This is a genomic window from Aquabacterium sp. G14, assembly GCF_037482285.1.
Taxonomy (GTDB): domain Bacteria; phylum Pseudomonadota; class Gammaproteobacteria; order Burkholderiales; family Burkholderiaceae_C; genus Aquabacterium.
This window is the reverse complement of sequence record NZ_JBBEYB010000004.1, coordinates 227384-246629: the sequence shown is the minus strand read 5'-3', so window position 1 is coordinate 246629 and position 19246 is coordinate 227384. Positions and strand designations below refer to the sequence as shown.

Annotated in this window: 21 protein-coding genes; 19 read left to right on the top strand and 2 right to left on the bottom strand. The window is 64.2% G+C overall.

The annotated features are described in order from the left end of the window. The first annotated feature begins 19 nt into the window (after nt 1–19). From pcaF to WIT60_RS07025, 3 genes are read left to right on the top strand one after another with little or no spacing between them, the layout of a single operon-like run. Nucleotides 20–1225, top strand: coding sequence for a 3-oxoadipyl-CoA thiolase (gene pcaF / locus WIT60_RS07035; RefSeq protein WP_339583219.1), 1206 nt, complete (start codon nt 20–22; stop codon nt 1223–1225). Between the two features lie 14 nt (nt 1226–1239). Beyond that, nucleotides 1240–2049, top strand: coding sequence for a 3-oxoadipate enol-lactonase (gene pcaD / locus WIT60_RS07030; protein ID WP_339583218.1), 810 nt, complete (start codon nt 1240–1242; stop codon nt 2047–2049). 53 nt (nt 2050–2102) lie between these two features. Continuing rightward, nucleotides 2103–3278, top strand: a complete 1176-nt coding sequence (locus WIT60_RS07025) for a benzoate/H(+) symporter BenE family transporter (protein WP_339583217.1) — start codon at nt 2103–2105, stop codon at nt 3276–3278. A gap of 16 nt (nt 3279–3294) precedes the next feature. Here the strand turns inward: WIT60_RS07025 and WIT60_RS07020 are convergent, their stop codons facing one another. Further along, nucleotides 3295–4227: a LysR family transcriptional regulator gene (locus WIT60_RS07020; RefSeq protein ID WP_339583216.1), complete on the bottom strand. Its 933-nt coding sequence runs from the start codon at nt 4225–4227 to the stop codon at nt 3295–3297. Nucleotides 4228–4330: 103 nt separating this feature from the next. On the opposite strand from WIT60_RS07020, the gene WIT60_RS07015 reads away from it, so the two are divergent. The 16 genes from WIT60_RS07015 to nth all read left to right on the top strand — a co-directional run bounded on the left by WIT60_RS07015 (nt 4331) and on the right by nth (nt 18202). Continuing rightward, a complete protein-coding gene (locus WIT60_RS07015) occupies nt 4331–5458 on the top strand; it encodes a muconate/chloromuconate family cycloisomerase (RefSeq protein ID WP_339583215.1) in 1128 nt (375 codons plus the stop codon). Between the two features lie 39 nt (nt 5459–5497). Then, a complete protein-coding gene (gene catC, locus WIT60_RS07010; RefSeq protein ID WP_339583214.1) occupies nt 5498–5788 on the top strand; it encodes a muconolactone Delta-isomerase in 291 nt (96 codons plus the stop codon). 47 nt (nt 5789–5835) lie between these two features. After that, nucleotides 5836–6750, top strand: coding sequence for a catechol 1,2-dioxygenase (gene catA, locus WIT60_RS07005; RefSeq protein WP_339583213.1), 915 nt, complete (start codon nt 5836–5838; stop codon nt 6748–6750). A 40-nt stretch (nt 6751–6790) separates the two neighbouring features. Continuing rightward, nucleotides 6791–8152, top strand: a complete 1362-nt coding sequence (benA, locus tag WIT60_RS07000) for a benzoate 1,2-dioxygenase large subunit (RefSeq protein WP_445207665.1) — start codon at nt 6791–6793, stop codon at nt 8150–8152. 8 nt (nt 8153–8160) lie between these two features. Beyond that, nucleotides 8161–8649, top strand: coding sequence for a benzoate 1,2-dioxygenase small subunit (gene benB / locus WIT60_RS06995; RefSeq protein ID WP_339583212.1), 489 nt, complete (start codon nt 8161–8163; stop codon nt 8647–8649). Nucleotides 8650–8665: 16 nt separating this feature from the next. Next, a complete protein-coding gene (gene benC / locus WIT60_RS06990; RefSeq protein ID WP_339583211.1) occupies nt 8666–9673 on the top strand; it encodes a benzoate 1,2-dioxygenase electron transfer component BenC in 1008 nt (335 codons plus the stop codon). Between the two features lie 65 nt (nt 9674–9738). After that, nucleotides 9739–10509 (top strand): 1,6-dihydroxycyclohexa-2,4-diene-1-carboxylate dehydrogenase, encoded by a 771-nt coding sequence (locus WIT60_RS06985; protein WP_339583210.1) that lies wholly within the window; start codon nt 9739–9741, stop codon nt 10507–10509. Between the two features lie 110 nt (nt 10510–10619). Then, nucleotides 10620–11978, top strand: coding sequence for an MFS transporter (locus WIT60_RS06980; RefSeq protein WP_339583209.1), 1359 nt, complete (start codon nt 10620–10622; stop codon nt 11976–11978). Between the two features lie 203 nt (nt 11979–12181). Then, nucleotides 12182–13483, top strand: a complete 1302-nt coding sequence (locus WIT60_RS06975; RefSeq protein WP_339583208.1) for a polyhydroxyalkanoate depolymerase — start codon at nt 12182–12184, stop codon at nt 13481–13483. A 32-nt stretch (nt 13484–13515) separates the two neighbouring features. After that, nucleotides 13516–14172: an electron transport complex subunit RsxB gene (gene rsxB / locus WIT60_RS06970; RefSeq protein WP_339583207.1), complete on the top strand. Its 657-nt coding sequence runs from the start codon at nt 13516–13518 to the stop codon at nt 14170–14172. Between the two features lie 105 nt (nt 14173–14277). After that, nucleotides 14278–14493 (top strand): hypothetical protein, encoded by a 216-nt coding sequence (locus tag WIT60_RS06965; protein ID WP_339583206.1) that lies wholly within the window; start codon nt 14278–14280, stop codon nt 14491–14493. 173 nt (nt 14494–14666) lie between these two features. Further along, nucleotides 14667–15221: a LemA family protein gene (locus WIT60_RS06960; protein WP_339583249.1), complete on the top strand. Its 555-nt coding sequence runs from the start codon at nt 14667–14669 to the stop codon at nt 15219–15221. 8 nt (nt 15222–15229) lie between these two features. Next, complete coding sequence (locus WIT60_RS06955) at nt 15230–16174, top strand: TPM domain-containing protein (RefSeq protein WP_339583205.1); 945 nt, start codon at nt 15230–15232, stop codon at nt 16172–16174. 10 nt (nt 16175–16184) lie between these two features. Beyond that, nucleotides 16185–16691 (top strand): TPM domain-containing protein, encoded by a 507-nt coding sequence (locus tag WIT60_RS06950; protein WP_339583204.1) that lies wholly within the window; start codon nt 16185–16187, stop codon nt 16689–16691. Nucleotides 16692–16784: 93 nt separating this feature from the next. Beyond that, nucleotides 16785–17519, top strand: a complete 735-nt coding sequence (locus WIT60_RS06945) for a PEP-CTERM sorting domain-containing protein (protein WP_339583203.1) — start codon at nt 16785–16787, stop codon at nt 17517–17519. 41 nt (nt 17520–17560) lie between these two features. Further along, on the top strand, nt 17561–18202 hold the full coding sequence (nth, locus tag WIT60_RS06940; RefSeq protein WP_339583248.1) for an endonuclease III: 642 nt from the start codon (nt 17561–17563) through the stop codon (nt 18200–18202). A 51-nt stretch (nt 18203–18253) separates the two neighbouring features. On the opposite strand, the gene WIT60_RS06935 is transcribed toward nth, so the two are convergent. Continuing rightward, complete coding sequence (locus tag WIT60_RS06935; protein ID WP_339583202.1) at nt 18254–19171, bottom strand: SDR family oxidoreductase; 918 nt, start codon at nt 19169–19171, stop codon at nt 18254–18256. Nucleotides 19172–19246 lie beyond the last annotated feature (75 nt).

Sequence of the window (19246 nt, the reverse complement as noted above, 5' to 3'; positions counted from 1 at the left end):
GAACTCAAGGTTGCACACCATGACCCGTGAAGCTTTCATCTGCGACGCCCTGCGCACCCCCTTTGGCCGCTACGGCGGCAGCCTGTCGTCGGTGCGTGCCGATGACCTGGGCGCCGTGCCCCTGCGTGCGCTGGCCGCCCGCAACCTCAAACTGGACTGGGAGGCTGTGACCGACGTGATCTTCGGCTGCGCCAACCAGGCCGGTGAAGACAACCGCAACGTGGCCCGCATGTCCCTGCTGCTGGCTGGCCTGCCCCACATCGTGCCAGGCGCCACCGTCAACCGCCTGTGCGGTTCGGGCATGGACGCCATCGGCACCGCCGCCCGCGCGATCAAGTCGGGTGAAGCCGGCATCATGATCGCCGGTGGTGTGGAAAGCATGAGCCGCGCCCCCTTCGTGATGCCCAAGGCCACCAGCGCCTTCGCCCGCGACAACGCCGTGTACGACACCACCATCGGCTGGCGCTTTGTCAACCCGCTGATGAAGGCCCAGTACGGCGTGGACTCCATGCCGGAGACCGCCGAGAACGTGGCCGACGACTTCAAGATCAGCCGTGAAGACCAGGACAAGATGGCTCTGGCCTCGCAGCTCAAGGCTGTCGCCGCCCAGAAGGCAGGCTTCTTCGATGCGGAAATCACCCCGGTGACCATTCCCCAGAAGAAGGGCGATGCCATCGTCGTGTCCAAGGATGAGCACCCCCGTGAGACCTCGATGGAAGCGCTGGCCAAGCTGCGCCCCATCGTGCGTGCGGACGGCACCATCACCGCCGGCAACGCCTCGGGCGTGAACGACGGCGCCTGCGCGCTGATCCTGGCGGGTGAAGCCGAAGCCGCCCGCAACGGCCTGACCCCGCGCGCCCGCGTGGTCGGGATGGCCACGGCCGGCGTCGCCCCGCGCATCATGGGCATCGGCCCCGCTCCAGCCACCGTCAAGGTGCTGGCGCAGACTGGCCTGAACTTGGCCGACATGGACGTGATCGAGCTGAACGAAGCCTTTGCAGCCCAAGGCCTGGCCGTGCTGCGTGAACTGGGCCTGCGTGACGACGACCCGCGCGTGAACCCCAACGGCGGCGCCATCGCCCTGGGCCACCCTCTGGGTGCCAGTGGCGCTCGCCTGGTCACCACCGCCGTGAACCAGTTGCACCGCACCGGTGGCCGCTACGCGCTTTGCACCATGTGCATCGGCGTCGGCCAGGGCATCGCCCTGATCGTGGAACGCGTCTGAGCCCGGAGTCCTGGATGAGCACGATGCAGTTCACCACCAGCGCCCCGCGCCTGGCCTACACGGTCACCGAACCGCGCAACGGCCAGACTCCGCGCCGCACCTTCCTGCTCAGCCACGCGCTGGGTTGTGATGTGACGATGTGGGATGCCCTGGTGGCCCACCTGTACGCCGACAACCGCGTGGTCTGTTACGACCAGCGCGGCCACGGCCGCAGCGAAGCGCCCGCGGGCCCCTACACGATGGCCCAGCTGGCCGATGACGCAGCCCGCCTGATCGACGAGCTGAACCTGGGCGCCGTCACCTGGATCGGTCTGTCGATGGGCGGCATGATCGGCCAGGAGCTGGTCTTGCGTCACCCGGCCAAGGTTCAGGCCCTGGTGCTGGCCAACACGACCTCGTTCTACCCGGACGAGGCCCGTGTGGGCTGGGATCAGCGCATCGCCACCATCGCGCAGGGTGGCCTGGCGTCCATCGTCGATGGCGCCATGCTGCGCTGGTTCCACGATGGCTTCCGCGCCGAGCAACCCGAGGTCGTGGCCTACTGGAAGCAACGCGTGCTGGCATGCGATCAGGCCGGCTACATCGCCTGCTGCCAGGCCATCCGCGATGTGGACACGACCGCCCGTCTGGGCTCGGTGGCCGTGCCCGCGTTGGTGATCGCCGGTGAGCTGGACCTGGGCACGCCGCCTGCGATGGCGCGTGCCATTGCCCACCATATCCCCGGTGCGCAGTTGGCCATCCTGCCCCACGCCTCGCACCTGAGCGTGCTGGAGCAGCCGCAGGCTTTCATCCAGACCTTGGAGCAATGGCTCGCCAGCCATTGATCTCAGGCCGATCCGGGACCGGCTCCGTGCGCCCGAACTGACAACACGTCACCATGCTGCATCGCGACTGGTCCCTCTCGACGATCACGGCCGGCTTCCTGGCTGTGGCCATTTCTTATGCCGGCCCCCTGCTGATCTTTTTCCAGGCCGGTCAGGCCGCCCAACTCGGGCCTGACATGATGGCATCCTGGGTGTGGGCCATCTCGATCGGCGCCGCCGTCTCGGGCATCGCGCTGAGCTGGTGGCTCAAGGTGCCGGTGATCACCGCCTGGTCGGCGCCCGGCTCAGCGCTGTTGATCACCCTGTTTCCCGGCCTGTCGCTGAACGAGGCGGTGGGCGCCTACATCACTGCCGCCGTCATCATCTTGGCGATCGGTCTGTCCGGCTCTTTTGACCGGCTGATGCGCCACATCCCCAAAGGCGTGGCCTACGGGATGATGGCCGGCATCCTGTTCCAGTTCGGTGCTCGCGGCTTCAAAGCTGTGGAATCCATGCCTGCGTTGACGCTGTGCATGATCGCCGGCTTCCTGGTGTTCAAGCGCTATTGGCCGCGCTATCACATGCTGATGGTGCTGGTGCTGGGCGTGGCCCTGACGGCCATGCTGGGCAACATTCCCTGGCACACCATTCCTTTCAAGGTGACCCAGCCCGTGTTCATCAGCCCGAGCTGGTCCTGGGCCTCCACCTTGAGCCTGGCCATTCCTCTGGTGATGGTGAGCCTGACCGGTCAGTTCCTGCCGGGCATGGCCATTCTGCACAGCGCGGGCTACAACACCCCTGCGCGCCCCATCATCGTGGCGACCAGCGTGACCTCGCTGTTCACGGCCGTGTTTGGCGGCATCACCACCGTGGTGGCTGCCATCACGGCGGCCCTGTGCACCGGCAAGGATGCCCACGAAGACCCCGCCAAGCGCTATGTGGCCGGCATCGCCAACGGCGTGTTCTACCTGATCGGCGGCTGCTTCGGTGGCACCATCATCTGGCTCTTCACCGCCTTGCCCAAAGAGTTCGTCGCCGTGCTCGCGGGGCTGGCCTTGATCGGCGCCATCACGGCCAATGTGCTGGGGGCTGTCAACGATGCCGAACACCGTGAGGCGGCCATCATCACTTTTCTGGTGACGGCCTCCGGCATGAGCTTCCTGGGCCTGGGTGCCGCCTTCTGGGGCGTTGTGATCGGTGGCTTGGCCTATGTGATGCTGACCCCACGCCGCCCCGCTGCCAAGGCCTGAAACCACGCGCGCGGCATCAGCTCAAAAAGCGCCGAGTCATGGCAACACGTTGACGCTCTTGCGCCCATTCGCGGTAAATATCGTCGATCAATGAGCGCAAGAGCACGATGTCGGTGGATTGATCATGAATGCGGGTGCTCATGATGATGGGCGAGACCGCCTTGGCCTCCAACACGGGCCGGTAAATCACCTCATCGGGCCGCATCCGGTTGGCACTGGCCGGCACCAGACACAGGCCCATGCCCGATGCCACCAGGCCCAGCGCGGTCTGGAGTTCTTGCACCTCGTACACAGCACGCGGCTCGACACCCAGATCGCGGAACAGCGCCAAAACCTGGTCAGCGTAACTGGGGCGCGGATTCCGAGGGTAAACCAGATGGTCATGCTTGGCTATTTCGGTCAGACTCAGCGGCCCGCGCCCTTGCGCCAACTCATGCTCCATGGGTATGGCCGCCACCAGTGGCTCCTCCCGCAGGATTTCGCGCTTGACCGAAGGGTCATCAAGGCGCACCCGCCCAAAGCCCACATCGATCCGGCCATTCTTCAAGGCCTCGATCTGCTCCACGCTCGACATTTCCACCAGGGCCAATTCCGTCTGTGGCTGCGCTGCCCTGAACAGGCGCACCAAGCGCGGCAAAGCCCCGTAAATCGTTGACGGCACAAAGCCAATCACCAGGCGCCGCTGCATCTGCGCGATGCGCTTGGTGGTGCGAATCGCCTGCGCAGCTTGCTCCAGCAAACGCGTGGCGTGCCCATAGAAAAACCGCCCGCCCTCGGTGAGCTTCAGGGGCCGCGAACCGCGCTCGAACAGCGCCAGGCCCAATTCCTCTTCCAGATCCTGAATCTGCCGACTCAAGGGCGGCTGCGAGATGTGCAATTTCTCCGCCGCCCGGGTGAAGTTCTGCTCGTCGGCCACGGCCACGAAGTAGCGAAGGTGTCTGAGGTCCATGGCGCCATACCTTTTTGATATGGAGCGAGTCTAAAACCGTCTTGGACAGGAAGCAAGGGCGTTCCTACCATTTGCTCACCTTCCAATCAAACAACGTGTTGACATGAGCTCCCAACTCAAGATCCTGGCGGTTGAGACCCTTCTGGTGGACGTGCCCACCATCCGCCCCCATCGCCTGTCGGTCGCCACCATGAACCACCAGACCCTCGTGCTGGTGCGCGTCGAGACCAGCGATGGCGTGGTCGGCTGGGGTGAAGGCACCACCATCGGTGGCCTGGCCTACGGCGAGGAAAGCCCGGAGAGCATCAAGGTCAACATCGACACCTACATCGCCCCGATGCTGGTGGGTCAGGACCCGACCTTCCCCGCCATGCTGATGGCCTCGGTCAACGGCCACATCCAGGGCAACCGCTTCGCCAAGTGCGCGATCGAAACCGCTCTGTACGACAACCAGGCCAAGCGTCTGGGTCAGCCCCTGAGCGAGCTGTTCGGTGGCCGCGTGCGTGACAGCCTGCCGATCGCCTGGACCCTGGCCAGCGGCGACACCGCCAAGGACATCGCCGAAGCCGAACGCGTGCTGGAAATGCGCCGCCACAACATCTTCAAGCTGAAGATCGGCCTGCGCTCGGTGAAGGACGACGTGGCCCACGTGGCCACCATCAAGCGCGCCCTGGGCGACATGGCCAGCGTGCGCATCGACGCCAACCAGGCCTGGACGGTGACCGAAGCCCTGGAAGGCATGGCCATGCTGGCCGACGCCGGTGTCGACATGGTCGAGCAGCCCATCATCGCCAGCGACAAGGCCGGCCTGCAGCGCTTGACCCAGTCCAACATCATCCCCATCATGGCCGACGAAGCCCTGCACGGCCCGCGTGACGCCTTCGTCGTGGCCAGCACCCAGGCCGCTGACATCTTTGCCGTCAAGATCAACCAGTCGGGTGGCCTGCGTGGCGCCGCCGAAGTGGCCGCCATCGCCCGCTCGGCCAACATCTCGCTGTACGGCGGCACGATGCTCGAAGGCGCCGTCGGCACCATGGCCTCGGCCCAGTTGTTCAGCACCTTCCATGACCTTGCCTGGGGCACCGAACTGTTCGGCCCCCTGCTGCTGACCGAAGAAATCCTGCGCGAGCCGCTGCAATACCGCGACTTTGCTCTGGAAATCCCCCGCCGCCCCGGCTTGGGGATCGACCTCGATGAAGAAAAGCTCGCCCGCCTGCGGCGCGATCGCTGATCTTTGCGTATCCACGTTCCCCAGACCCGAGAGGCAAACATGCTCTTCAAAGTCGAAATGGTGGTGCGTCTGCCGGTTGACATGCCCGTCGCCCAGGCCGATGCCCTGAAGAAAACCGAGCGCGAACTGGCGCAAGAGCTGCAACGCAGCGGCAAGTGGCGCCACCTGTGGCGCATCGCCGGCCAGTACGCCAACGTCAGCATTTTTGATGTGGCCAGCGTGGACGAGTTGCACCAGCTGCTGACCAGTCTGCCCCTGTTCCCCTACATGGACATTGAAGTGACGGCCCTGTGCCGCCACCCGTCTTCGATCCACGAAGACGACCGCTGAGTTCCTTCCCCCACGTTCCTTTACAGCCTACACCGAGGAGACACACCATGGACAAGAAGAGCATTGAAGCCCTGTACGACCGCTTTGAAACCACCGGCGTGACCGGCCCCGGCAACGCACGCGTGAAGACCATTGTGCGTCGCTTGATGATCGACCTGATGTGGGCGATCGAAGAGCTGGACATCCAGCCTGAAGAGTTCTGGACTGGCCTGAACTACCTGAGCGACGCTGGCCGCAACGGCGAACTGGGCCTGGTCGTTCCTGGCGTCGGTCTGGAGCACTTCCTGGACCTGCGCACCGACGAAGCCGAAGCCAAGGCTGGCCTGACCGGCGGCACCCCCCGCACCATCGAAGGCCCGCTGTACGTGGCCGGCGCCCCTGTGTGCCAAGGCGAAGCCCGTCTGGACGACGGCACGCAGCCTGGCGAACTGGTGGTCATGTCCGGTGTGGTCCGTGACGAAAAGGGCAACCCGATCCCGGGCGCCACGGTGGAAGTCTGGCACGCCAACCACCTGGGCAACTACTCCTACTTCGACCAGTCGCAAAGCGCTTTCAACCTGCGTCGCACCATCATCACCGACGCGAACGGCCGCTACAAGTTCCGCTCGATCATGCCTGTCGGCTACAGCGTGCCTCCCGGCGGCTCGACCGACATCCTGCTGCAGCAACTGGGTCGCCACGGCCATCGCCCGGCTCACATCCACTTCTTCGCCCATGCTGAAGGCAAGCGCAAGCTGACCACGCAGATCAACATCGAGAGCGATCCGCACCTGTGGGACGACTTCGCCTTCGGTACCCGTGAAGGCCTGGTGCCCCCGGTCAAGACCAACAGCGACCCGGCTGCCATGGCCGCTCTGGGCACCGACAAGCCTTTCTACGAAATCGAGTTCAACTTCGACATGCAGCCCCTGAAGGCCGAAGCCCCTGTGACGGACTTTGCCCGTCCTCGCGCTGCCGCCTGATCGATCTGACGTTCGCCCTCCTCATACGCTGAGACACACCATGAGCAACACCGCATCTCTCGAAGGCGTCAAGGAACGCCTGGCAGGGATGCTGGTCGAAGACCACGACCAGCATGTCTACCAACTCAACCGCGCCGCGTTCACTGATGCGGAGCTCTTTGAACTCGAGATGAAACACATCTTCGAGGGCAATTGGATCTATCTGGCCCACGAAAGCCAGATCCCCAATGTCAACGATTACCTGACGACGTACATCGGCCGTCAGCCCATCGTGATCACGCGCAACAAGGCGGGCGAACTCAACGCGGTCATCAACGCCTGCTCGCACCGCGGTGCGACGCTGGCTCGCCTGAAAAAGGGCAACAAGGCCAACTTCACCTGCACTTTCCACGGCTGGACGTTCAACAACAGCGGCAAGCTGCTGAAGGTCAAGGACGGCAATGGCGCAGGCTACCCCGAGTCCTTCAACAAGGACGGTAGCCACGACCTGAAGAAGGTGGCTCGTTTCGAGAGCTACCGCGGCTTCCTGTTCGGCAGCCTCAACCCTGACGTGCAACCCCTGACCGAGTTCCTGGGCGAGTCCACCAAGATCATCGACATGATCGTGGACCAGTCGCCGGAAGGTCTGGAAGTGCTGCGTGGCTCGTCCACCTACACCTTCGACGCCAACTGGAAGCTGCAAGCCGAAAACGGCGCCGACGGCTACCACGTCAGCTCGGTGCACTGGAACTATGCGGCCACCACCAACCACCGCAAGCAGTCCGAAGCCGGTGACCAGATCAAGGCGATGGACGCTGGCAGCTGGGCCAAGCAAGGCGGCGGCTTCTACTCCTTCGAAAACGGCCACATGCTGCTGTGGACGAAGTGGGCCAACCCCGAAGACCGTCCGGCCTACCAGATCCGCGACGAACTGGTTGAGAAGTTCGGCCAGGCTCGCGCCGACTGGATGATCGGTCACTCGCGCAACCTGTGCCTGTACCCCAATGTGTACCTGATGGACCAGTTCGGCTCGCAGATCCGCGTGCTGCGCCCCCTCTCGGTGGACAAGACCGAAGTCACCATCTACTGCATCGCCCCCAAGGGTGAGTCCGACGAGGCCCGCGCCCGCCGTGTCCGTCAGTACGAAGACTTCTTCAACGCCACCGGCATGGCCACCCCGGACGACCTGGAAGAGTTCCGTGCCTGCCAACAAGGCTACAACGGCATCGCCCTGAAGTGGAACGACATGTGCCGCGGCGCCACCCACTGGGTGCAAGGTCCGGACGAAGCCGCCAAGGAAATCAACCTGAATCCGAAGCTCAGCGGCGTGAAGACCGAAGACGAAGGCCTGTACACCGAACAGCACCGCTACTGGCTCGAAACCATGCAGCGTGCCATCGAGATCGAGTCCAAGAAAGCCTGAGGCCCACCATGAGCATGACCATCGAACAAATCCAGGCCTTCCTGTACCGTGAAGCCCGTCTGCTGGATGACAAGCAGTGGGACGAATGGCTGGCCTGCTACCACCCGCAAGTCGAATACTGGATGCCCTCGTGGGACGACGACGGCCAACTGGTGAGCGATCCGCAACGCGAAATCTCGCTGATTTACTACCCCAACCGGGGTGGTCTGGAAGACCGCGTCTTCCGCATCAAGACCGAGCGTTCGTCGGCCAGCACCCCTGAGCCCCGTACCGGCCACAACATCCACAACGTCGAGATCCTGTCGCAAGAAGGTTCGGAAGTGAAGGTGCGCTTCAACTGGCACACCCAGAGCTACCGCTACAACCACACCGACAGCTATTTCGGCACCTCCCACTACACGATCGATGTGAGCAGCGGCCAGCCGCTGATCAAGCGCAAGTACATCGTCCTCAAGAACGACTACGTGCACCACGTCATCGACGTCTATCACCTCTGATCCAGAGGAGCAGACCATGAGCCACCACATTGCCCTTCAGTTTGAAGACGGGGTCACCCGCTTCATCGAAGCCAACCCCACCGAGACCGTCGCTGACGCGGCTTTCCGCCAAGGCATCAACGTGCCGCTGGACTGCCGTGACGGCGCCTGCGGCACCTGCAAGTGCTTCGCCGAATCTGGCACCTACACCATGGGTGACTACATCGACGACGCCCTGAGTGAAGACGAGGCCGAGCAAGGCTACGTGCTGACCTGCCAGATGCGTGCCACCAGCGACTGCGTTGTGCGCATCCCGGCTTCGTCGGCCGTGTGCCGTACGCAGCAGTCGAACTTCGACGCGAAGATCGCCGATGTGCGCAAGCTGTCGGACAGCACCATCTCGCTGACCATCGAAGGCGACGCCCTCAACAAGCTGGCGTTCCTGCCCGGTCAGTACGTCAACCTGAAGGTGCCTGGCAGCGACCAGACCCGCGCTTACTCGTTCAGCTCAATGCCGCGCGATGGCAAGGTTTCCTTCCTGATCCGCAATGTGCCCGGTGGCCTGATGAGCACCTTCTTGACCAGCCTGGCCAAGACCGGTGACGACATGACCCTGGCCGGTCCCCTGGGCAGCTTCTACCTGCGTGACATCAAGCGTCCGCTGTTGATGCTGGCCGGTGGCACGGGCCTGGCCCCGTTCACCGCGATGCTGGAGAAGATCGCCGAACAAGGCAGCCCCTTCCCGCTACACCTGATCTACGGCGTGACCAACGACGCCGATCTGGTGGACATGGACAAGCTCGAAGCCTTTGCCCAACGGATCCCCAACTTCACGTACACCGCGTGTGTGGCCAATCCGGAGAGCCCGTATCCCCACAAGGGCTACGTGACGCAGCACATCGAGCCCCAGCACCTCAATGACGGCGAAGTGGACATCTACCTGTGCGGCCCGCCTCCCATGGTCGAAGCCGTCAGCCAGTTCATCCGTGAACGCGGCATCCAGCCCGCCAACTTCTACTACGAGAAGTTCGCTGCCAGCGCCTGAGCCCCTGCGCGCTCCCACGCCCGTGTCCCTGCGGGCTTTTTTTTGCACAACTTGGGCCGTTTGACATGAATCAACGTTTCAACGAAAAGGTGGCCGTGGTCACCGGGACCGCGCAAGGCATTGGCCGTCGCGTGGTAGAGCGCATGGTGGCCGAAGGCGGCCGCGTGGTCGCGGTGGACCGCTCCGAACTCGTGCACGAATTGAGCGCCGAGTTCGGCGACAAGGTCCTGACCCTGACCGCCGACCTGGAGCAGCACGCCGACTGCCAGCGCGTGATGGACGAAGCCGCCAAGCACTTTGGCCGCATCGACATCCTGGTCAACAACGTGGGCGGCACGATCTGGGCCAAGCCCTTCGAGCACTACCAGACCAACGAGATCGAAGCCGAAGTGCGTCGCTCCCTGTTCCCGACCCTGTGGTGCTGCCACGCTGCCCTGCCCCACATGCTGGCGCAAGGCCACGGTGCCATCGTCAACGTGTCGTCGGTGGCCACCCGTGGCATGAACCGCGTGCCCTACGGCGCAGCCAAGGGCGGCGTCAACGCCCTGACGGCTTGCCTGGCCATGGAAACCGCCGAGCGTGGCGTGCGTGTCAACGCCACCGCTCCGGGCGGGACCGAAGCCCCTCCGCGCCGCATCCCCCGCAACACCGCCGAACAGTCTCCACAAGAGAAGGTCTGGTATCAGGGCATCGTCGACCAGACGGTGTCGTCCAGCCTGATGAAGCGCTACGGGACGATCGACGAGCAAGTCGGCGCGATCTTGTTCCTGGCCTCTGACGAGGCCTCCTACATCACCGGGGTGACCCTGCCAGTGGCGGGCGGCGACCTGGGCTGATCACCCTTTTCCTTTCTGACTTACTCCTTTGGGGGGCTTCCCAGCCCCCTCTTTTTTGACCCTCGTGTCCGAATTTCCTAGGTATTAACCCTTAGTTGCAGAGGCCAGCCATGCAGAAAATAGACGCCAACAAAATCATCGACGAGGCCAAGTTCAATCCCTTCCATTGGATGGTGTTGTTCTGGTGTGCCCTGATCATCATCTTCGACGGCTACGACCTCGTCATCTACGGCGTGGTTTTGCCCGTGCTGATGAAGGAGTGGAACCTGAGCCCGCTGCAAGCGGGTGCCCTGGGCAGCTATGCCTTGTTCGGGATGATGGCCGGTGCCCTGATCTTCGGGCCGCTGTCTGACAAGATCGGCCGCAAAAAGGCCATCACGATCTGCGTGGTGCTGTTCAGCGGCTTCACGGTGCTCAATGGCTTCGCCACCAACCCGACGGAGTTCGGCATCTGCCGTTTCATCGCCGGTCTGGGGATCGGCGGGGTCATGCCCAACGTGGTCGCCCTGATGAGCGAGTACGCGCCCAAGAAGATCCGCAGCACGCTGGTCGCCATCATGTTCAGCGGCTACTCGGTGGGCGGCATGCTCTCGGCAGGCCTGGGCATGGTCATGCTGCCAAGCTACGGTTGGCAATCGGTGTTCTTCGTCGCCGGCATCCCCCTGTTGCTGCTGCCCCTGATCATGAAGTTCCTGCCCGAGTCGGTGGGTTTCATGGTGAAGCAAGGCCGCAACCAGGAAGCTGCTGACGTGCTGTCCCGCGTGCAGCCTGGCTTCAAGCTGAAGGCCGGTGAACAACTGGAAGCCGCTGCCGGTGGCAAGGCCAAAGGCGGTAACGTGCTCGACCTGTTCCGCGAAGGCCGCGCTCTGCAAACCGTCATGCTGTGGGTCGCCTTCTTCTGCTGCCTGCTGATGGTGTACGCCCTGGCTTCGTGGCTGCCCAAGCTGATGACCAAGGCCGGCTACGGTCTGGGTTCGAGCCTGAGCTTCCTGCTGGTGCTGAACTTCGGCGCCATCTTCGGGGCCGTCGGTGGCGGCTGGCTGGGTGACAAGTTCAACATGCCTCGCGTTCTCATGGCTTTCTGCGCCATCGCGGCCGCTTCGCTGTGCCTGTTGGGCTTCAAGAGCTCGACCGGCGTGCTCTACACCCTGATCGCCATCGCAGGTGCCACCACCATCGGCACGCAGATCCTGTTGTACGCCCTGGGCGCCCAGTTCTACAGCATGTCCATCCGCTCCACCGGCCTGGGTTGGGCCTCGGGCATCGGTCGCAACGGCGCCATCGTCGGCCCCATCCTGGGTGGCGCACTGATGGCCGCTGAACTGCCGCTGCAGGCCAACTTCCTGGCCTTCGCCATCCCCGGCGCCATCGCCGCCGTGGCCATGACGGTGTTCAGCCTGCGCGAGCAAGCTCGCCACCGTCAGCACACGGCACAGTTGCGCACCCAGTCCGCGACCACCGCTGCTTAAGGGATAACACGCAAAAAAGGGGCGCCACCGGAAGGTGAGCGCCCCTTTTGTCGTGACAACTTTGAACAGAGTTCGTGCATTTTTGACGCAGCGTTGCTCAAAACACCTCGTGCAATCTTGTCAAAAGTCATTTATGCTGCAATGCAACATGCTCGATATCAGAGGCATGCTTTTCGACGACACCGACACCCGAAGGTCACGCCATGCTCTACCAACTCTACGAAACCAACCGCGCCTGGCTCAGCCCTTTCTCTGAGTTTGCCAGTGCCGCCTCCAAGCTCTACAGCAACCCGCTGTCGCCCTTTGCGCACCTGCCTTCCTCGCACCGCTTTTCGGCGGGTTTCGATCTGGCCAGTCGCCTGACCAAAGAGTACGAAAAGCCGGAATTCGACATCAACCAGGTGACGGTCGATGGCGTGGATGTCGTGATCCAGGAAAAGATCGTCGAGAGCAAGCCCTTCTGCCGCCTGCTGCGCTTCAAGCGCTTCACCGACGACGCCGCCATGCTCACCAAGATGCGTGACCAGCCCTCGGTGCTGGTGGTGGCCCCCTTGTCCGGTCACCACGCCACGCTGCTGCGCGACACCGTGCGCACCCTGCTGCAAGACCACAAGGTCTACATCACCGACTGGATCGACGCCCGCATGGTGCCGCTGGAAGAAGGTGCCTTCCACCTCGACGACTACGTCAACTACGTGCAGGACTTCATCCGCAAGGTGGGCCCGAACGTGCACGTGATCTCGGTGTGCCAACCCACGGTGCCGGTGCTGGCAGCCGTCTCCCTGATGGCCAGCCGCGGCGAACCCACGCCCCTGACCATGACCATGATGGGCGGCCCCATCGACGCCAGCCGCTCGCCCACGGCCGTGAACAACCTGGCCACCAACAAGTCCTTCTCGTGGTTTGAGAACAACGTGATCTACAAGGTGCCGCAGAACTACCCCGGTGCTGGCCGTGAGGTCTACCCTGGCTTCCTGCAGCATACTGGCTTCGTGGCCATGAACCCCGACCGCCACGCGACCTCTCACTACGACTACTTCCTCGACCTGATCCGCGGCGACGACGACAACGCCGAGGCCCACCGCAAGTTCTACGACGAGTACAACGCCGTGCTGGACATGCCTGCCGAGTACTATCTGGACACCATCCGCACGGTGTTCCAGGAATTCGCACTGGTGAAGGGCACCTGGGAAGTGCGCAACCCTGAAGGCAAGAAGGAGTTTGTGCGTCCGCAAGACATCACCACGACCGCCTTGCTGACCATTGAGGGCGAGCTCGACGACATCTCCGGTTCTGGCCAGACCCGTGCCGCACAAGACCTGTGCAGCGGCATCCCTGAAAAGGACAAGAAGCACTACGAAGTGGCGGGCGCCGGTCACTACGGCATTTTCTCGGGCCGTCGCTGGCGCGAGTTCGCCTACCCCGAGATCCGCGCCTTCATCCTGGCCCACAACCGTCCCTCTCAGGCCGATCAAGGTCAGGCCCTGAAGGGCATCGCCGCCTGATCCACCCGGGGCTTGTACACTGCGGCGCCATCATGGACGCCGAACAGATCAACGCCCTCTTGCCGCAGACGCAATGCACGCGCTGCGGCTACCCGGATTGCGCCAGCTACGCCCAGGCCATCGCCGAGGGGGATGCCGGTATCAACCAGTGTCCGCCCGGTGGAGCCGAGGGCGTTCGCCGTCTGGCGGCCCTCACCGGTCTGCCCGAGCTGCCACTGGATCCGGAGTTTGGCCTGGAAGGCCCACGGACCCTGGCCGTGATCGACGAAGCCTGGTGCATCGGTTGCACACTGTGCATCCAGGCCTGCCCGGTGGACTGCATCATCGGCACCAACAAGCAGTTGCATACCGTCATCGAAGACCAGTGCACCGGATGCGAACTGTGCCTGCCCGTCTGCCCGGTGGACTGCATCACCTTGGTGCCGGCTCACCCCGAACCAGCCCCCACCGGCTGGGCGGCCTGGTCGGCGACACAGGCCGATGACGCACGCGCCCGCTACACGTTTCGGTCAAAAAGGCTCATCCAGGCCAAAGCCGACAACGACGCCCGCCTGCTGGCCAAGGGCGAGCACAAGGCACAGGACCTGGCTGCCGCCTCCAAGCTCACCGACCCGGCGCAGCTCGATCACAAGCGCAGCATGATCGAAGCCGCCCTGGCCCGTGCCCGTGCAAGACGGGGACAAAGCTGAGGCAAACCCTGATATGGGGGTCATTCCCGTGTCATTCTGGGCGTGAAAAATGCATGCTATCGCCGTGAACAGCCAAAGCGCCGCTGTTCATGTATTGGAGAAGCCATGCGCGCCCTGATGAACCTCGCCATTGAACCCGCCCTCAAACTGTTTGAGGTCTCGACCCTGGTCGTGATCAACCCGTCACAGCAAGCTGTCCAACGTGTACTGAAGGTCATGGCCAACACGCCCATGGGCGCCGTCAAGATCGTGCGAGACCGTTACCCCCGTTCACGCCGCCACGAAGTGCTGTCCTGCATGGAGCTCGGCGCTGCTTTCTGATCTCTTGAAGACGCCGTCACCGACCTGATTTATTCTGTGGGTTGTCCGGCTGGATGCCATCGTGCGGCACCAGTCCCTCCTGATCAGAAAGGTTTGCGATGTCCGCGTCTCGATTCGCCCCCTCGCCCCTGGCCCGCCGCGCAGCCGGCCTCAGTTTGGCCATCGCCTTGGTCATGCCCCTGACGGGCTGCGGCTACAACGACTTCCAGCGTCTGGATGAAGCGACCAAGGCATCCTGGTCGGAAGTGCTCAACCAGTACCAGCGCCGCGCCGACCTGATCCCCAACATCGTCGCCACCGTCAAGGGTGAAGCCAACTTCGAGCAGGAAACCCTGACCAAGGTGGTGGAGGCGCGCGCCAAGGCCACCAGCATCCAGGCCACACCCGAGTTGATCAACAACCCCGAGGCCTTCGCCAAGTTCCAGCAAGCGCAAGGTGAACTGTCCGGCGCCCTGTCACGCCTGCTGGTGGTCAGCGAGAACTACCCCAACCTCAAAGCCAATCAGGGCTTCCAGGACCTGCGCATCCAGCTTGAAGGCACCGAGAACCGCATCACCGTGGCCCGTAACCGCTACATCGAGTCGGTGCAGGCTTACAACGTGCTGGCCCGCAGCTTCCCGACCAACCTGACGGCCATGGTCTTCAGCTACGCGCCCAAGCCCAACTTCACGGTGCAAAACGAAGCCCAGATTTCCGCGCCGCCCACGGTCGACTTCGGCAAGAAGTGAGGCCCGCCGTGCTGCGTCGGCTGGGCCTGCGCCCGTGGATGGACCTGCCGGGACGTCTGCTGGCGGGGCTGCTGAGCCTGGTTTTCGTCCTGACGCTCTGGGGGGTGGCGCCTGTCGCCTGGGCGCAGGTGAACATCACGACCGGCGCTGGGGGCGTGCTGCCCGTGCCGGCCCTGAGCGCCCGCGTCATCGACCAGACCGGTACCCTGACGGCCGAGCAGGTACGTGCCTTGAGCGACCAACTACAGGCGCTGGAGACACAGCGCGGCTCCCAGGTGGTCATCCTCATGGTGCCCACCACCCAGCCTGAAGACATCGCCGCCTATGCGCAGCGCGTGGGTGACAGCTGGAAGATCGGGCGCCGCGAGGTGGGCGATGGCCTGTTGATCGTTGTGGCGCTGCAAGATCGGCGCATGCGCATCGAGGTCGCCAAGACGCTGGAAGGCGCCATCCCCGACCTGATGGCCAGCCGCATCATCGAACGCACGCTCAAACCTGCTTTCCAGGCCGGTGCGTATGCCGACGGACTCTCCAAGGCCATCGACCAGATCGACAAGCTGATTGCCGGTGAAGGCCTGCCTGAACCCACCGCGGACCGGGGACGCGCCGAGGGCTTTGACCTGAATGACCTGCTCGTGTTCGGCCTGATGGGCGTGCCCGTGCTGTTCGGCGTGTTGAGCGCGGTGCTCGGCCGTAAAGCCGGCGCACTGGGCACCGGTCTGATCGGCGGTGGTCTGGCCTGGTGGCTGACCGCCAGCGTGCTGCTGGGTGTGGTGGCCGCCGTGCTGGCCGTCGTCCTGGCGCTGTCGCTGGGCCATGGCGGGCGCGGGCGTGGCGGTTGGGGCGGCCCGCCGGGAGGCTTCGGGGGTGGCGGTTTCGGAGGCGGTGGAGGAGGCTTTTCCTCGGGCGGCGGAGGCAATTTTGGAGGCGGTGGCGCCTCGGGACGCTGGTGAGGGCAGCACGATGAACACACTGATCCGATGGCTGCGCCACCTGTGGCTGGACGCTGCCGACAGCCGGCGCTGTTTGACCCACGCCGGGCTGCAACGCCTGGAAGAGGCTGTGACCCGCAGCGAGGCGCGCCACCTGGGCGAATTGCGCGTGTGCGTGGAAGGCGGTCTGGACTTGGCCCATCTGTGGCGCGGCGTGGATGCCCGTGACCGTGCACTCGACCTGTTCAGCCAGTTGCGCGTGTGGGACACCGAACACAACAACGGCGTGCTGATCTATCTGTTGTTGGCAGATCGCCGCATCGAGGTACTGGCCGACCGAGGTCTGGCCCGGTTGGTGCCTGAAAGCCAATGGCGCGCCCTGGTGACCGAGCTGTCACACGCCCTGCGCGATCAATCCGTGGAAGATGGCCTCATGCAGGCCATTGCCCGGGTGTGCGAGCTGCTGCGCATGCACCACCCAGCCTCTCCTCAGGTGCGTCGAGCCAATGAACTGCCGAACAGCATCATGCTGATTTGAGGGGTCGGCTCAGCAGGGGCCAAGCCCTATGATGCGTGGCATTGCCATCCACCCAAGGGGAGCCGTCCAGTGAACTGCCGTCCAACGCGCCAAGTGATCACCACGCTCGGCTTCGTCCTGACCATGGCCGCCATGGGCAGCCAGGCCGCATCCATTGACTACAGCTTCAGCACCGGCACCGTTGCGGTAGGCAGCAATGCCCAGATCGCTGCCTTGCTGGGCGACAACGCCACGGTCAGTGGCAGCTTCACCTACGACACGGCCGGCGCCACCTATGCAGGCAACACCGGCGCCTTGGGTTTGGGGGGCAATGCCGAGTTGTACCTTCGGGCCACGTCGAACATCGTCGGGACTGTGGGCGGTTTCTCGTTTTCAGATGCCACCGGCGGTATCGCCCTGAGCAACGACAATCCCGCACCTTACCCCTACCTGGACACCCTGCAGATGGGCGCCGATCTGTCGCCAGCGCTGGGCAGCAATCAGACGCCCTCTCAAGTGCCCCGCAATCTGGTGTACTTCGAGACCGGGGGCTACCGCCTGCACAACGTGCGCTTGCTGTGGCTGAGTGGACAGGGGGGTGCAGGCGATTTCCTGAGCGGCACGGATCTGCCAGCGCAGTTGCCCACCGACCTCAGCGGCCGACTGGCCCTGGACTTCGTGCTGAGCAGCGACCCCACGAACCTGGCCAACACGCCGTACTACAGTCGTACGGTGTTCTTTGACGGCCTGGTGCTGTCCCCCGTTCCGGAGCCCTCGGCTTTTGCGCTCTCCCTGACAGGTCTGGTCGGCATGGGGCTGTTGGCGAGCTGGCGCCGACGTCAGAGCTGAACAACGTCACAGGGCAGACTCACGTCGTCATGACCACAGCGATGAAAAAGGCCGACATCGAGCAGATGTTCTCCACCCTCCAAGCCGCCAACCCGCACCCGGAAACCGAGCTGGAGTACAGCACCCCCTTCGAGCTGTTGACCGCCGTGCTGCTGTCGGCCCAGGCCACCGACGTGGGCGTCAACAAGGCCACCCGCAAACTCTACCCGGTGGCCAACACGCCACAACAGATCCTCGACCTGGGGCTGGACGGCCTGTGCGAGTACATCAAGACCATTGGGCTGTACAAAAGCAAGGCCAAGCACCTGCTGGAGACCTGCCGCATCCTGATCGAGCAGCATGGGGGCGAGGTGCCGCGCACGCGCGAGGCGCTGGAAGCCCTGCCTGGCGTGGGCCGTAAGACCGCCAACGTGGTGCTCAACGTGGCGTTTGGCGAGCCGACCATGGCGGTGGACACACACATCTTCCGCCTGGGCAACCGCACCGGCCTGGCCCCCGGCAAGACGCCGCTGGAAGTGGAGCAGAAGCTGCTCAAGCGCATCCCGGCCGAGTACCTGCAGCACGCCCACCACTGGCTGATCCTGCACGGGCGCTATGTGTGCCAGGCGCGCAAACCGCGCTGCTGGGAGTGCAGTGTCTCCAACTGGTGCAAGTTCAAACCCAAGACCGCTGCGCCGACCTGAGGGCACCAAGCTGCGCAAGCTCAGAGCGCCCTCAATCAGACTCACGTTGGCCTACCCGCTCAAGCCTTCGCGGATCGTCGGATAGCGCAAGGCCACCCGCAGCTCGGTTTTCAGGCGCTGGTTGCGCAGGCGGCGTGACTCGCCCATGAAGGACAGCTGCATCGGGCTGAGCTGCTGTGCCGCTTCGGCCCGCGACAAGCGGGGCGCGCGCGGGAGGCCGAAATGGTCGGCCACCCAGTCGAAGTAATCGCCCATGCGCAGCTCGGTGTCGTCGCACACGTGCACGACGCGGCCGGGCCGACCTCGCCACAGCGCCGCCACGCACGATCGCGCCAGGTCATCCGCGTGGATGTGGTTGGTGTAGACATCGTCCTCAGGGCGCAGCAAGGGGCTGCCACGACGCACACGCTCACGCGGATCGCCACCTTCACGGTCGAGCGCATAGATGCCCGGGATGCGCAGCAGGCTCACACGCGTGCCCCAGCGCGGCGATTGCTGGCGCCCCCACCAACGCAGGCGCGCTTCGGCGTCCACCCGGCGACGTCCTCGGTCGGTGGCCGGTTGCACGGTGCGCGTCTCGTCCAGCCAGGCACCGCCCGCATCGCCATAGACCCCCGAGGTGCTGCCGTACACCAAAGACTTCACACCGCCACGCCGCGCCAGCGCTTGCAAGAGGCGCGCGGTGCGCGGGTCCTGGCTGCCGGAGGACGGCGGCGGCGCCAGATGCAGCACCCGCGTGGCCAGACCCGACAAGCGCGCCAGCGAGCGCGCATCGTCCAGATTGCCCACCAAGGGCACCAGCCCCTGCGCCCGCAAGGCCGGCACACGCTCAGCTTGCGAGGTCAAGGCCAGCACCCGGCACCGGGGCTGCAGCAGCTGGGCGGCGCGCTGCCCCACATCGCCACAGCCCACGATGAGCACACGGGTTTGACGAAATCGGGCATGACGCGAAGGCTGAGGCTGGAACATGGCGGGTCTGAGCGAAAATCCAGCTTGAGATTCTGAGGCCTTCGCATTTGTCCCTCTGCACAGGAGGTCTCAGTC